Origin of the sequence: Nannocystis sp. (assembly GCF_016714285.1) — a bacterium.
Taxonomy (GTDB): domain Bacteria; phylum Myxococcota_A; class Polyangia; order Nannocystales; family Nannocystaceae; genus Nannocystis.
Map to the genome: position 1 here is coordinate 43080 of NZ_JADJNN010000023.1, position 13398 is coordinate 56477.

General features: G+C 72.4%; 10 protein-coding genes. 5 read left to right on the forward strand and 5 right to left on the reverse strand.

Features of this window, described 5'->3' with window-relative positions:
* Positions 1-47 precede the first annotated feature (47 nt).
* Both IPJ59_RS29485 and IPJ59_RS29490 read right to left on the reverse strand, forming a co-directional pair.
* On the reverse strand, positions 48-2996 hold the full coding sequence (locus IPJ59_RS29485; protein WP_293274347.1) for a protein kinase domain-containing protein: 2949 nt from the start codon (positions 2994-2996) through the stop codon (positions 48-50).
* 94 nt (positions 2997-3090) lie between these two features.
* Positions 3091-3771, reverse strand: a complete 681-nt coding sequence (locus IPJ59_RS29490) for a 2-hydroxychromene-2-carboxylate isomerase (RefSeq protein ID WP_293274255.1) — start codon at positions 3769-3771, stop codon at positions 3091-3093.
* A 391-nt stretch (positions 3772-4162) separates the two neighbouring features.
* Here IPJ59_RS29490 and IPJ59_RS29495 point away from each other — a divergent pair, with 391 nt between their 5' ends.
* The gene (locus IPJ59_RS29495; RefSeq protein ID WP_293274256.1) at positions 4163-5257 is read left to right on the forward strand and encodes an RNA ligase (ATP); all 1095 of its coding nucleotides are present in this window, start codon (positions 4163-4165) and stop codon (positions 5255-5257) included.
* Positions 5258-5297: 40 nt separating this feature from the next.
* Entirely contained in the window at positions 5298-5897 is a 600-nt protein-coding gene (locus tag IPJ59_RS29500; protein ID WP_293274257.1) for a hypothetical protein, read from the forward strand.
* A gap of 18 nt (positions 5898-5915) precedes the next feature.
* On the opposite strand, the gene IPJ59_RS29505 is transcribed toward IPJ59_RS29500, so the two are convergent.
* Positions 5916-6593 carry an SOS response-associated peptidase gene (locus IPJ59_RS29505; protein WP_293248103.1) on the reverse strand — a complete coding sequence of 226 codons (678 nt, stop codon included), beginning with the start codon at positions 6591-6593 and terminating at the stop codon, positions 5916-5918.
* Between the two features lie 47 nt (positions 6594-6640).
* Between IPJ59_RS29505 and IPJ59_RS29510 the strand changes: the two genes are divergently transcribed.
* Positions 6641-9376, forward strand: a complete 2736-nt coding sequence (locus IPJ59_RS29510) for a hypothetical protein (RefSeq protein WP_293274258.1) — start codon at positions 6641-6643, stop codon at positions 9374-9376.
* A 115-nt stretch (positions 9377-9491) separates the two neighbouring features.
* The gene (locus tag IPJ59_RS29515) at positions 9492-10097 is read left to right on the forward strand and encodes a fasciclin domain-containing protein (RefSeq protein ID WP_293248109.1); all 606 of its coding nucleotides are present in this window, start codon (positions 9492-9494) and stop codon (positions 10095-10097) included.
* Here the strand turns inward: IPJ59_RS29515 and IPJ59_RS29520 are convergent, their stop codons facing one another.
* Complete coding sequence (locus tag IPJ59_RS29520) at positions 10098-10856, reverse strand: lysophospholipid acyltransferase family protein (protein WP_293248112.1); 759 nt, start codon at positions 10854-10856, stop codon at positions 10098-10100.
* Between the two features lie 183 nt (positions 10857-11039).
* Between IPJ59_RS29520 and IPJ59_RS29525 the strand changes: the two genes are divergently transcribed.
* Positions 11040-11780, forward strand: a complete 741-nt coding sequence (locus tag IPJ59_RS29525) for a hypothetical protein (RefSeq protein WP_293274259.1) — start codon at positions 11040-11042, stop codon at positions 11778-11780.
* Positions 11781-11850: 70 nt separating this feature from the next.
* Here IPJ59_RS29525 and IPJ59_RS29530 read toward each other — a convergent pair whose 3' ends face one another.
* The gene (locus IPJ59_RS29530) at positions 11851-13365 is read right to left on the reverse strand and encodes an NHL repeat-containing protein (protein WP_293274260.1); all 1515 of its coding nucleotides are present in this window, start codon (positions 13363-13365) and stop codon (positions 11851-11853) included.
* Between the last annotated feature and the right edge of the window lie 33 nt (positions 13366-13398).

Below are 13398 nucleotides of genomic sequence, written 5' to 3' on the forward strand. Positions count from 1 at the left end.
TGCCATTCCTCTATCTGAGCACCGGCGATATCACCAAGTTCACCTGATCAGCCCATCTCGTGGAGCGCCAGCAGCTCGCGGCCGACCTCGCCGAGGCGCTGGAGCTCGTTGCGGGCCTCGGTTGCGAGCTGCTGGCCGCGGGCGGGGTCCTGCTTCGCGTCGACGAGGGCGCGGCCGAGCCAGGCGCGGAGGTCGGCGCGGAGGGGTTCGCCGCGAGTGACCTGATCGGCGAGGGGGAGGGCGCGCTCGCAGTCGGGGATGGCGTCGGCGGGGCGGTGCAGCAGCACGCGGGCGCGGCACAGGCCGCGCAGGGCGAGGGCGGTGGACTCGTCGTCGTGGTGTTGTTCGGCGAGGGCGAGGGCGGCCTGGTGGTGCTGCTGCGAGGCGGTGAGGTCGCCCTGGAGGGCGAAGAGGTCGCCGAGCTCGAGGTCGGCGCGCATGACGTCGGGGTGGTCGGGGGAGCGGGTGGCGAGGGCGAAGCGGTGTTGTTGTTCGAAGTGTTCGCGAGCGAGGGTGAGGTCGCCGCGGGCGAGGGCGAGGCGGCCGCGGACGAAGTGGAGGACGACGAGCTCGGAGGAGAGCTCGCCCTTGGCGGGGACGTAGATGCGCTCGAGCTCGGCGAGCTCGCGTTCGGCGCGGTCCCAGCGGCGCTGCTCGAGGGCGGTGTAGGCGAGGTTGACGCGGATGAGGCCGACGTTCAGGTGGTCGCGGCCGACGCTGGCCTCGGCGATGGCGAGGCCCTCGTGCCAGCGGGCGACGGCGGCGTCGAGGTCACCGGCGTAGAACTCGACGGCGGCGCGGCTGTTGGCGAGGCGGATGAGGTCGGGGTGGCGCGGGCCGAGCAGCTCCTGGTCGATCTGCCAGGCGCGCTCGAGCAGGGCGCGGGCGTCGGTCGGGTGGCGGGTGAGGATCTGGTTGTTGGCGAGGCCGAGGAGGCCGCCGGCGGCGGCGAGGGAGGTCGGGCCGTCGAGGCTCTCGGCGAGTCGGAGGGCGCGCTCGCAGTGCGGTTTGGCGGCGTCAAGCTGGAGGCGGTCGTTGAGGAAGTTGCACGAGATGCGGGCCAGGCGGACGTGCTCGCGGCCGACGGGGAGGCGGGCGGCGAGGCCCTCGGCGACCTGCAACCAGCTCTCGCCCTCGTCGTAGTGCGAGAGCACGATGCCGGCGACCGCGGCGAGCTCGTTGGCGGCGGCGAGGGCGAGCTCGTCGTCGCCGGCCTGGAGGGCGAGGCGGGTGGCGGCGAGCAGGGCGAGGCGGGCGGGCTGGGGCTGGCCGGCGCCGCCTTGGGCGCGGCCGAGGGTGAGCTGGAGGTCGGCCAGGGTGGCGGTGTGGTCGATCGCTGTGCTTTGTTGTTCGCGGGTGAGGGCGACGGCGGCGTCGTACTTGCCGGCGGCCGTGAGGGCGCGGGCGCGGGCGAGGGCGAGGCGCACGGGCTCGGCGGCGGGTGGTGGCGGGGTGGTGGCGCCGCGGGTGGCCGCGTCGTCGCAGCTCTCGGGCCGCGGGAGGGCGCTGGCCGACTCGACGGCGCGGCGCAGGAGCTCGGCGTCGGCGTCGGCCCACAGGGTGGCGCGGGCGGCGAGCTCGCGGGTCTGGCGATCGAGGCAGGCGAGGCGGAGGTCGAGGGCGGGCTGAGATTGTCGGTGATGGAGATGGGTGTCGGCGCAGGCGCGGGCGCGGGCGGCGAGCCAGCGGGTCTGCCAGGCGTCGGCGAGGCGCAGGACCTGGGCCCAGGTTGCAGATGCATCGTTGCGGGCGAAGGCGGCCGCGCCGGCGTTGCGCAGCGGGTCGTCCCAGGTGCCGGCGAGCAGGCTGGCGTCGCCGGTGCACGCGGTGACTGGATCGATCGCCTCGGTGGGCTCGGTCGGGTGGCGGGCGGCGAAGGCCGTGACGCCGCCGGCGATCGCGAGGCCGGCGAGGGCGAAGGTCCAGCGGCGCGGCGTCGGGCTCGCGGGGGCGAGCGCGGCGAGCAGGGCGGGCATGTCGGGGAAGCGGTCGTCCGGCTCGATGGCGAGGCCGCGGCGCAGCGCGAGGGAGAGCCGTTCGGGCACGCGGGTGTCGCGGGGCGGCGGGCGCAGCTGGCCCTGCAGGACGTTGGCGGCGAGGTTGGCGAAGGCGTCGCCGGCGAAGGGGCGCTGGCCGTGGAGCGCCTCCCACAGGGCGACGCAGAAGCTGAACTGGTCGGTGCGCGGGTCGACCTTGGCGGCGAGGAACTGCTCCGGGGCCATGTACGCGGGGGTGCCGAGCAGCATGCCGGTGGTGGTGAGGTGGAGGCTCGGGTCGCCGCCGCGGGCGGTGTCGGCGAGGACGGCGGTCTCGTCGGGGAGCTCGTCGTCGCTGGCGGCGGCGCGGGCGATGCCGAAGTCGAGGACGCGGGGTCTGGGTGCGCCGTGTTCGAGGGCGACGAGCACGTTCTCGGGCTTGAAGTCGCGGTGGACGAGGCCGGCGCGGTGGGCCGCGGCGAGGCCCTCGCCGGCCTGGCTGTAGACGGCGACGATCGCGGTCCAGTCGCCGGCGTGGTCGCGGGCCCAGGCGGCGAGGGTGGGGCCGGCGATGTACTCCATCGCCAGGAAGACGCGGCCCTGCCAGACGGCGACGTCGTGGACGGTGACGACGTTGGGGTGGGACAGCCTGGCGATCGACCGGGCCTCGCGGAGCAGGCGGGCGCGGGCCTGGTCGGCGCTGCTGCTCCGCAGCGGTCGCAGCAGCTTGACGGCGACGCGGCGGTCGAGCTCGGGGTCGTAGCAGAGGTAGACCTCGCCCATGCCGCCGACGCCGAGCAGCTCGAGCATGACGAAGCGGCCGATCGCGTCGCCGCGGCGCAGCTTGCCCTGGGGTGGATCGTCGCTCGTCGGGGTCTCGTCGTCCGCGTCGTCGCCGAGGGTCTGGCCGAGGTCGCCCTCGAGGGTCGCGTTGCCTTGCTGTTCGGGGCGGGGATCGCCGTCGATCGCCTGCGTGCGCTCGAGGCCGAGGGTCGGGTCCGGACGGCGTCCGTCGTGCATGCTCGCCAAGCGGCGCGATGATACCCAAAAGCGGCCGCGGGTCATGCGCGCGCAGGCGCGGAGGTGCACGGGCCGGTGGCGGGCCCCGGGATGACTAGCTGCGGCGGCGCTCGGCGGCGGCGGGGCGGGCCAGCATGACGGCGAGGCGGTCCTGGTCGAGGGGGTCGTCGCCGTCGAGGATGCGGATGACGTCGGGGAGGCGGTCCTGGCCGAACACCAGCTCGTCGGCGACGGCGAAGGTGGGGACGCCGAACACGCCGCGGGCGGCGGCGGCGTTGGTCGCGTCGATGAGGCTCTGTTTGGTCGCGGGGTCGGCGGTGGCGGCGAGGAGGGCGTGGCCGTCGAGGCCGACGTGGCCCAGGGCCTCGCGGAGGGCGTCGGGGTCGGCCATGTCGATCCCGCGGCCCCAGCCGGCGTCGACGATCGCCCCGAGGGCGCGGCCGCGGTCGGCCTCGGGGGCCGCGATCACGGCGCGCAGGGCGGTCAGCGGGTTGAAGGGGTGGGTGGCAGGGCCGCGCAGCGGGAGGCCGAGGGCGTCGCAGCGGCGGAGGATGTCCTTGAAGGTGAAGACACGCTTGGGTGCGATCTCGGCCGGGCCGAGCTGACCGAAGTAGCCGAGCAGGGCGGCGAGCAGCACCGGTCGCACGCGCAGCGTGAGGCCGGGGCGGACCTGCTGCAGGGCGACGAGGCGGTGCCAGGCGATGTACACATAGGGCGAGATCGGGTCGGCGTAGAAATCGAGGGTGGTGGTCGCCGTGTGCCTGAGCGTGTGCATGAGATTGTTGGGTGCCTGTCTGAAAAGAGATGATAGTGCGCGAAGGTAGTGATTGACAGCGGTCGTGGAGGCGAGTAAGGTCGCCGGCCTCAGGATCGCGTATGTACGTCCTTGCTCAAAGCGCCCTCGTGGCCACAGATCGCCGGTTAGCGGCCGATCTGTCGCGCCCAGGATCGCCGTGCGGACGCCTCGCGGGACCCTCCGAGGCGTGAGCCGGCGGGCCACCTCCGGGTGGGTCCGGGCGGCACGATTCGGCGGATGAGGGGAGTTCGCGGCCTTGCGGGGCTGTGAGGATGATGGACGCGGGACCCGGGCCCCCGCGTGAGGCCCGGGTGGCCGCCGGGTGGCCGGTAAGATGGTGAGCGAGCCCGAGAGGAACAGGGGATTTATCATGTCGACCTTCGCCGTTCTTGTAGTGCGTGTGGTGATCGAGCCGCACGATAACGCTGACGCCCTCGAGATCGCCCGCGTGGGCGACTACCGATCGATCGTCCGCAAGGGTCAGTTCACGACCGGGGAGCTGGTCGCGTACATCCCGGAGCAGTCGGTGCTGCCGGAGGTGCTGCTCGATGAGCTCGGGCTGCGCGGCAAGCTGGCGGGCAAGGAGGGCAACCGCGTGAAGGCGATCAAGCTGCGCGGGGTGCTGTCGCAGGGGCTCGTGTACCCGGCGCGCGCGGGCTGGGTGGTCGGGCAGGACGTGGCCGGCGAGCTCGGGGTGCACAAGTGGGAGCCGCCGGCCCCGCCGGCGCACATGAACGGGGTGGTCTACGGGGCCGGCCTCGATCGCTGCATGCGCTACGACATCGAGAACTTCAAGGCGCACCCGGAGGTGCTCGTGGCTGGCGAGGCGGTGGTGTTCACGGAGAAGATCCATGGCACCTGGTGTCAGATCGGCTACTTGCCGCCGGCGATGATCGACGATCAGGGGCACCTGGTCGTCAGCTCGAAGGGGTTGGCGAGCAAGGGTCTGGCGTTTCGTCCCGATGCGGCGGAGAACGTCGATAACCTGTACTTGCGGGTCGCGCGGGGCCTGCAGGTGGACCGCAAGATCAGCGAGGTGTTCGTCGCCGAGCTGGCGGCGGAGCAGCCGATCTTCGTGCTCGGCGAGGTGTTCGGGGCGGGGGTGCAGGACCTCGCCTACGGCGCCAAGCCGGACGCGAACGGGACGCCCGGGTTTCGCGTGTTCGATATCCACGTCGGCCGGCCGGGCCAGGGGAGCTACCTCGGCGACGAGGCGCTGGAGCGGGCCTGCGCGGCGCTGGGGTTGCCGCGGGTGCCGGTGCTGTACCGCGGGCCCTTCTCGCGCGAGGTGATGCAGGCGCACACGGACGGCAAGGAGACGGTCACGGGCAAGGGCATCCACATCCGCGAGGGCATCGTGGTGCGGCCCTGCGTCGAGCGGCGCGACCCGGAGCTCGGGCGGGTGCAGCTCAAGAGCGTGTCGGAGAAGTACTTGCTGCGCGCGGGCGGCACCGAGTACAACTGAGCGTGAGGCGGTCGGAGCTCCGGCCGCCTCACGGTTTTTTATGCTGCGATCTGTCGTCGTTACCGGGCTGTTGTGGGGGTGGTTGTTGGCGCTGGGTGCCTGTCCGAAGGGACAGGTGTCGGAGAGCACGGGCGAGAGCACGGGCGGGACCGACGCGAGCGCGAGCGCGGGGATGAGTACGACGGCGGCGGTGCCGACGACGGGGACGGGCGCGGGCGGGGAGAGCAGCACCGGGGCCTTGGCGAGCACGGGCAGCAGCGGGGTCGAGGCCAGCAGTTCGGGCGGGGGCGGGTCGTCGAGCACGGGCGCCGGGGCCAGCACGAGCGGGTCGTCGAGCACGGGCGAGGTGGGGAGCAGCGGAGGGGCGGGGAGCACGGGCGAGGCGCAGCAGCTGTTCGACTGCTTCGGCTGCACCTGCGACGCGCAGGTGAGCTATTGCCGGCAGGTGTTCGCGGGCTTCAAGGGGCCGGAGCCCGGGGCCTGCCCGGTGGTGCCGGAGGAGGGGCTGGGGAGCGGCTGCGTGCTGTACCCGGTGGACTGCGAGCCGCCGAAGTGCGACTGCTTGCCGCTGATGAACAACAACTGCTTCTGCAACGAGCAGGGGCCGGGTGAGTTCGAGGTGACCTGTCCGCTGCCGTGATGCGGTGGTGGGGCGGGCTCAGGCGACCTCGACGAGCGGCTCGACGCAGGCGGGGTCGTCGTGGCGCGGGCTGTTGACGCGCGGTGAGACCGGGGTGGTGGAGAGCAGGTCGTCGGGCGCGGGGAGGAGGAGGTCGGGGCCCGGGCGCCCCGGGCCGAGCCAGCGCTCGAGGCCGGGCAGCGGCAAGATCACGGGCATGCGATCGTGGTGGGGGGCGAGGGTCGCGTTGGCCCGCGTGGTGAGGATCGCGAAGTGGCGCGTGACCTCGCCGGTGTCGCGGTCGATCTGCTCGCGCGAGATGCCGGCGAGCACCATCGTCGCGCCGTCGCGGCGGCGAAACCACAGCGGACGGCGCTGCGCCTTCGGGCCGCTCCACTCGAAGAAGCCGTCGGCGAGCACGCCGACGCGACCCTGCGCGTAGGCGTCGCGGAAGCTCGGGAGGGTGGCGACGGTCTCGGCGCGGGCGTTGATGAAGCCGCCGGGGCGGCGCTCGTCGCCCCACGGGCTGGCCAGGCCCCACACGCCAGGCTCGAGGCGACGGTGCTCGCCGACCTGGCGCAGCAGCACGGTGACGGCGGTCGGGGCGATGTTGTAGTGCGGGGCGTGGGTGGCGAGCAGGCGCGGGTCGATCTCGGCGGCGACGAGGCGGGCGAGGGACTCGATGTCCGGGGTCGTGAGGGTGAAGCGGCCGCACATGCGGGGCAGTGTCGCGTGCCGGCGCGCGCTTGGCTATGCTCGCGGCCGTGGCGGCCTGGCAAGACGGTGAGAGCGGGCTGTTCCTGGCGCTGCGGCGCTTCCTGGGCCGCTTCGAGGTGCGGCTGTTCCTCAGCGCGTGCATCGTCGTGAGCCTGCTGCCGCTGGCGGAGGTGCGGCAGCTCGACGTGGTGTTCCTGGCGGTGTTCGGGGTCGAGTTCTTGCTGCGGGCGGCGCTGGTGCTGCGCAGCGAGGACGGCGAGGGCGGCTGGCACTGGCCGCAGCGCGGGACGCTGCTGCTGCTGCTGTTCGACCTGCTGGCGCTGGTGTCGTTCTTGCCGCTGGTGGCGCACGACACCCCGTGGATGCGGCTGCTGCGGGTGATCCGTCTGGTCGCGCTGCTGAGCTACTGGGCGCCGGTGATGCACGACCTGCGCTCGGTGCTGCTGCGACGCGAGCGCTCGCGGCAGGTGCTGGTGATGGGTGCGATGGTCGGGCTGCTGTCGTTCACCGGGGCGCTGGCGCTGGAGCAGCTCGAGGCGGGCGCGGGCGCGGTGGACTACGACGAGGACGGCGCGGTCACGACGTCCGACCGTCGCTTCTTCGTGCATTTGTGGTGGGCGTTTCGCCAGATCCAGGACCCGGGCAACATGCTCGCGGCCCCGAGCTCGGCGGCGGCGGTGGTCGTGAGCATGGTGCTGACCGTGTTCGGCCTGCTGCTGGTGAGCTTCTTGATCGGGCTCGGCACCGACGTGGTGCGTGAGGTGATGACGGTGAGTCACCTGCGCTCGCCGGGCCTGGCGGGGCACACGGTGATCGTGCACGTGAACTCGTCGACGGGGCAGCTGCTCGAGGAGCTGGTGCGCTACTACCAGAAGTTGATCCCCGAGGGCTCGCTGTCGCGGCGGTGGGTGCGTCAGCTGGTGGACAACGCGCGGCGGGTGGTGTTCGGGCCGCGCTATGTGGTGGTCGGGCGCGGCGAGGAGCGGCCGAGCTTCCTGCGCAAGCCGGCGCTGACGCGCATCGTGTACCGCTCGGCCCGGGCATCGCATCCGGACTTCATGGTGCGCGCCGACGTGGCCCGGGCGCAGCGGGTGGTGGTGCTGGCGGACCTCGAGGCGCAGAACCCTGACGCCGAGACGATCCACGCGCTGCTCATGATCCACGACGCGCTGCGGCCGGACGTGCACAAGCAAGCGTCACCGCAGTCGCCGCAGTTGGGGGCGCGCAAGCAGGTGCCACGCACGGGGCGGCGGGCGTCGGACGGGCACCACACGCAGGTGCCGGAGCGGCTGCTCATCGCGGAGATCTTCGACGAGCGCAACCTGCCGGCGGCGTGGGCGGCGATCGATCGCGGCGCGGGCGGGGCGGCGCGCGGGTCGGGGGCGCCGGATCTGCGGACCTTCGTGATCCCGATCGAGCGCCTGGTCGGGCTCTTGCTGGCGTGTGTGGCCCGCATCGATGGGGTGGGGCCGGTGCTCGAGGAGCTGCTGGCGAGCCAGGGGCACGAGATCTACACCTGCTTCTTTCCCGAGGCGGAGCTGACCACGCGGCCGCGGCTGCCGGGCAGCTACGACGACGCGATCGCGGAGCTGCGCGCGCGGGCCTTCGCTCGCCCGCCGCGGCGCTTCCTGGCGCCGATCGGGCTGCTCTACGAGGAGACCGACGCGCAGGGTTTCACGTCGCGGCGGGTCGCGCTCGGGGCGAACGGCAACGCGGGGCTCGGGGTCCGGCCGTGGACCGGGGTGGTCGCGGTGGCGCCGAACTTCGGGGTGCTGCGCGACCTGTGCGAGGATCTGCGGTCGCGGTCGGTGGTGGTGCGTGAGCCGGTGGTGGCCGACGAGCTGGCGGGTTGTCCGGAGTTCGATCAGGCGTCGCAGCTGCCGCTGCGGAGGATCTTGGTGTGTGGATTTCGCCCGGCGACGGTCGGCTTGCTCGAGGCGCTGGTGCTGGCCGAGCCGCAGGCGCAGATCCTCGTGTTGCTCGACGACGAGGCGTCGCTCGCGGCGGCGGCCGAACGCTTCCGTGAGCACCGCAGCCTGGCGGAGTACCGCATGGTCTCGCTGTCGCCGGGCAGCTTCATCGCCCAGGACGACGGCAGCTTCGTGTACCAGCCGCGCTTGCACGAGGCGATGCGCTGCGGTCGGGTCCACCTGGCGGTCGGTGACCGCAGCTCGCTGCTGCAATTCGTCGAGCTGCCGGCGGGCTTCGGCCACGCGGGGGACCTCGACCTGGCGCTGTTGCTGGCGACGCGGCGCGAGGACGGCGACGCCCGGACGACGCAGTCGCTGCTGGCGCTCGAGGTGGCGCGGAGCCGCGGCGGTCGGCGCTCGTCGCTGCGGGTGGTGGCGGAGGTGGTGGAGGCCGAGCTGTGCGCGCGCCTGCGGCGGCGGGCGTGCCTCCGCGGGGACGACCAGGTGCAGGTGTACGCGCTCGAGAATCTGCGCGCGGCGTTCCTGTTTCAGTCGGTGCTGATCCCGGCGTTCAATCTTGTGTACGGCGAGCTGCTGGGGCCGTGGGGTCAGAGCTTCGCGCGCAAGCCGGTGCGGGCGCCGGGCCGCGGGAGCTGCAGCTTTCAGGCGCTGGCGCTGCGGCTGGTGGAGGCGGGCGAGCTGCTCGTCGGCGTCGAGCGTCGACGCAGCGACGGCGAGGTGATCGTCGACCTCGCGGGTGGCGATGGCAACGGTGGGCGGGTCGACCTGGGGACGCTGGTTGCGATCTGGGTGTTGACGCCGGACGCGGCGGAGAGCCACCGCGGGAGCTGCGTGGACGGGCCGGTGGCTTGATACGGCGATACGGCGGGTCGACCTTGTGGCCAGTCACGACACCGAGGCCAGGTCGGTCGCGGCGGCAACGGTGTAAAGTTTCCCTTGTCGGGGTGCGGAGGTTCATAGTGGCGGCATGTTCAAGCCGCACCTGCTGTTCGCCCTGCTGTTGGCCGCCTGCGCGAGCAAGTCCGACAGCGCCCCGCCCACGGATCCCGAGCCTGCGGCCGCGCCTGCGCCCGCGGCCGAGTCGCCGGACGAGGAGCCCGCGGCGGAGCCGGAGGCGAAGCCAGAGCCGAAGGCCGAGGTGAAGCCGGAGCCGGCGGCGAAGGATGTGGTCGGGGTGCTCGAGGGTCGGGGCGACGCCAAGATCTTCGCCGAGCTGCTGGCGGCCTCGCCGGACCTCACCAAGCAGCTGCACAGCATGGACGGGGCCGGCTTCACGCTGCTGGTGCCGACGGACGAGGCCTTCGCCAAGGTGCCGAAGGGGTCGGTCGAGCGCTGGAAGAAGAACCCGACTGAGCTGGAGAAGCTGATCAAGACGCACATCGTCCCGGGCAGCCACGACGCGGGCAAGCTCGGCAACTTTCGCACCGCGCCGACGGCGATGGGCAAGGACATCGAGGTGAAGGTGCAGGAGTCGGACGTGCTGGTCGGCGGGGCCAAGCTGGTCGAGACGGACTTCAAGGCCAGCAACGGCTATGTGCACATGATCAGCAAGGTGCTGACGATCAAGAAGTGATCATCCGAGGAGCGTGCGCAGGCGGGCGCGCAGGGCCTCGATCTCGGCGCGGGCGAGGTCTCGCAGGTGCGGGATGTCCTCCGCGCTCATGCCGGCGGTGGAGATCGGGTCGCCGACGATGACGCGGGCGCGGGCCCGGGCGAAGCGCCAGTCGTGCACGGGCAGGGCGCTGGCGGTGCCGTGGACGGCGATCGGGAGGATGTCGGCGCCGGTGGAGATGGCGAGGTGGAAGGCGCCGTCCTTGAAGGGGCCGAGCTCGTCGGTGAGCGAGCGGGTGCCCTCGGGGAAGATCATCACCGGCATGCCGCGCCCCAGGTATTGGGCGCAGCGGGCCATCGCGCCGCGGGCGGACTGCTTCTCGCCGCGGACCACGGGGATGTCGCCGGACAGGTGCATCGACCAGCCGACGATCGGGATGCGAAACAGGGAGGCCTTGCCGAGCCACTTCATCTCCCAGGGGAGGTGCGAGATGAGGAAGGGGTCGGCCTGCGAGCAGTGGTTGCTGACGACGACGGTGCGACGCGGCCACTCGCGCGGGAGCGGGCCGATCACGCCGAAGTCCCACAGCGGGGTCAGGCGGGTGATCAGCACGGCGGTCCCGCGGTAGAGCTTGCCGGTGACCAGGCGGTTGCGGTCGAAGGGCCAGGTGAGCGGGACGAGCACGAGCTGCAGCAAGAAGCAGGCGAGCGCGCAGACGCCGAACACGAACCAGGTCCACACGGCGAGGGCGAGGGCGAGGCCACCTGGCTTTGCGGACATGCGACGGCACTATAGCGGGAGCGCGGGCCGGCGCGGCGACGCGCGCGGACAGAAAACTCATACCCGGCTGGTGGGGCGCGGCCCACGGGGCGGCGACCGTTCACCGGCGGGTTGCGACCGTTCGCCGGGAACGCGGGCAGGGTGCGGCGGAGCGGGGCGTAGAAGGCCCAGGAGACCGCGAGCATGTGGACCCACTGGCGCCGCTACTTCGAGAACCACGCGCGTCGGCCCTTGCCGGCGCCCCCGAGCGATGTCGATGCGATCCCCGCGGCCTGGCGCGCGCCGCTGTGCGCGTCGCTGGCCCGGTTTCAGCTGGGTGAGGGCGGCGAGGGTCGGATCGCCCGCGAGGTCCTGCGGGCGGAGCTGCCGGGGGTCGACGCCGACTACTGCGCGGCGCTCGGGCTGTTCGTGAAGGAGGAGGGCCGGCACGCGCGCATCCTCGCGGGGATGGTGCGGGCGCTCGGCGGGCAGCTGCTGCGGCGCCACTGGAGCGAGCGGCTGTTCGTGATCGGCCGGCGACTGCTGGGGCTGCGGCTCAAGCTGCTGGTGCTGCTGGCGGCGGAGGTGCTGGGGCTCGGGTTCTACGCGCTGCTGTCGCGTCGGCTCGGGGCCGGGACGATCGCGGAGCAGCTGCGGGAGATCGCGGACGACGAGGGGATGCACCTCGAGTTCCACGCCGATCTGTTTCGGATGCTGGTCGGCCAGCGCAGGGCGGCGCGCTGGCTGTTTCGTGGCGCGTGGTGGTCGATCGCGCTGCTGGCTTGCGCGGTGCTGGTGGTCGATCATCGGCGCACGCTGGCGGCGCTCGGGGTGTCGCGCGCCGGGACCCTGGTGCGGCTGCTGCGGCTGGTGGCGCTGGTCGACCGACGTGTGCTCGGGGCGCCGCTGGTGGTCGGGTTTTCGGCGACGGCGCGGGCGGCGTAGCCCGAGACGGTGAACGCCGATGATTGGCGGCCGGTGCCGAGGCACCGGCCCTGGGCGTGGCGCGTGGCGCCTAGCTCGGCGGGGGCACCGGCATCGCGTCGCCGGGGATCGGCACCTCGACGTCGCCGTAGACGGTCTTGTCCTGCTGCGTGATCTCGTGGTCGAGGTCGATGAGTGTGCTGGTCTCGACGCCGCCGCCGCCGTAGGGCGTGCCCTGCAGGCCGTACACGACGTCGGGCGTGTAGAAGTCGAGCGCGTCGCCGGTCATCCACACGTAGCCGTTGGGATCGAAGTCGTGATCGACGCCGCCGGCGGCGCTGTAGGGCAGGAGCTCGCCGACGACGTAGGTCGTGCCCTGCGACACCCAGGTGCCGTTCTGGTAGTCGTACTCGAAGGTCGTCGACTGGTGAGCGCTGGTCCCGTTGTCATTGGACATGGTGCGCTGCGCGACCAGCATCCAGCCGGTCTGGGCGAAGCTGATGTCCGACACGGGGGTCGAGTTCGTGCCGCCGTTGATGGTCGGCAGCGAGAACTCCATCTTGGCGGTGGCGGGGTCGGGGACGCCGCTCTTGTCGACATAGCCGACCGACCAGACTTCGTTGTCGCAGTTGGGATCGGGGGTCTGGAGGTGTTCGACCCACACGCTGTAGTAGAGCCGACCGGCGTTGGACTGGATGGCCCAGGGCCGCTGGCCCAGCGGCGCGAACTGGCCGTCGGGCTCGCCTGGATCGGCGGGCGGCCCCATCGTGACGTCGCCGGTCTGGTGGTGGTAGGTGCTGACGATCTTGCCGTTCATGTCGATCTGATAGATCCGGCCGTCCTCGAAGTTGCTGACGTAGATGGTCTGGCTGACGCAGTCGTAGTTGAGGTTGCCCATCGCGGGGCCGTTGTTCGGCAGGGTGGCGAAGGCCGTGATCTCGCCGGTCACGCCGTCGATGCGCTTGATGGTGGCCGGGCTCGGGTTGGCCCCGTAGGCGGTCGTCGGCGCGACGTAGAGGTTGCCGTCGGAGTCGAGCGTGAGCCCGAAGATCTTCCCGAGGTTGTCGAGGGTCCAGGTCGGGTGATGGTAGAGCGGCGCGAGGTAGTTCAGGTTGGGCGGCGGCGGATCGCCCGAGATGTCCACGACCGTCAGCGAGAAGTTGTTGGGCGCGGGGTCCCAGTTGTTGTGCGTGACGATCGCCACGGCCTTGTTGAGGAAGGCGGCGTAGTTCGGGTCCGTGAAGGCCGGGAAGCCGCCGGCGGCGCCATAGATCTCGGAGGGGCGACACGAGCCCGGGCCGCCCGTGTTGCCGCCGACGTCGGTGTTGCCGCCGCCGCCGACGTCGAACTTGGGCCCGACCCCGCCCGTCGACGCGGCGCCCGTGTCGGACGCGGAGTCGGACACGCCGCCGGAGCCATCCGTCGTCGGCACCGTGCTACCCGAGCTGCCCCCGCTGCCGCCGTCGATCGAGGTGCTGCCGACGGAGCCGGTCTCGTTCGTGGTGGGGCCGGTGGTCGTGCTGGAGCCGCTGGAGTCGCCACACGCGACGAGCGCCATCGTGAGGGAAGCAAGGACGTGCGAGGCCGAGTCACGGGAGTAACGCATGCCGGGATGCTAACACGAAGGTTCCGAATTTCC

What these genes read in the sequence shown, in the direction of transcription:
- IPJ59_RS29515 (WP_293248109.1), top strand. Translation starts at nt 9,492, where the DNA reads ATGTTCAAGCCGCACCTGCTGTTCGCCCTGCTGTTGGCCGCCTGCGCG.
- IPJ59_RS29485 (WP_293274347.1), bottom strand. Translation starts at nt 2,996, where the DNA reads ATGCACGACGGACGCCGTCCGGACCCGACCCTCGGCCTCGAGCGCACG.
- IPJ59_RS29520 (WP_293248112.1), bottom strand. Translation starts at nt 10,856, where the DNA reads ATGTCCGCAAAGCCAGGTGGCCTCGCCCTCGCCCTCGCCGTGTGGACC.
- IPJ59_RS29525 (WP_293274259.1), top strand. Translation starts at nt 11,040, where the DNA reads ATGTGGACCCACTGGCGCCGCTACTTCGAGAACCACGCGCGTCGGCCC.
- IPJ59_RS29495 (WP_293274256.1), top strand. Translation starts at nt 4,163, where the DNA reads ATGTCGACCTTCGCCGTTCTTGTAGTGCGTGTGGTGATCGAGCCGCAC.
- IPJ59_RS29505 (WP_293248103.1), bottom strand. Translation starts at nt 6,593, where the DNA reads ATGTGCGGCCGCTTCACCCTCACGACCCCGGACATCGAGTCCCTCGCC.
- IPJ59_RS29500 (WP_293274257.1), top strand. Translation starts at nt 5,298, where the DNA reads ATGCTGCGATCTGTCGTCGTTACCGGGCTGTTGTGGGGGTGGTTGTTG.
- IPJ59_RS29490 (WP_293274255.1), bottom strand. Translation starts at nt 3,771, where the DNA reads ATGCACACGCTCAGGCACACGGCGACCACCACCCTCGATTTCTACGCC.
- IPJ59_RS29530 (WP_293274260.1), bottom strand. Translation starts at nt 13,365, where the DNA reads ATGCGTTACTCCCGTGACTCGGCCTCGCACGTCCTTGCTTCCCTCACG.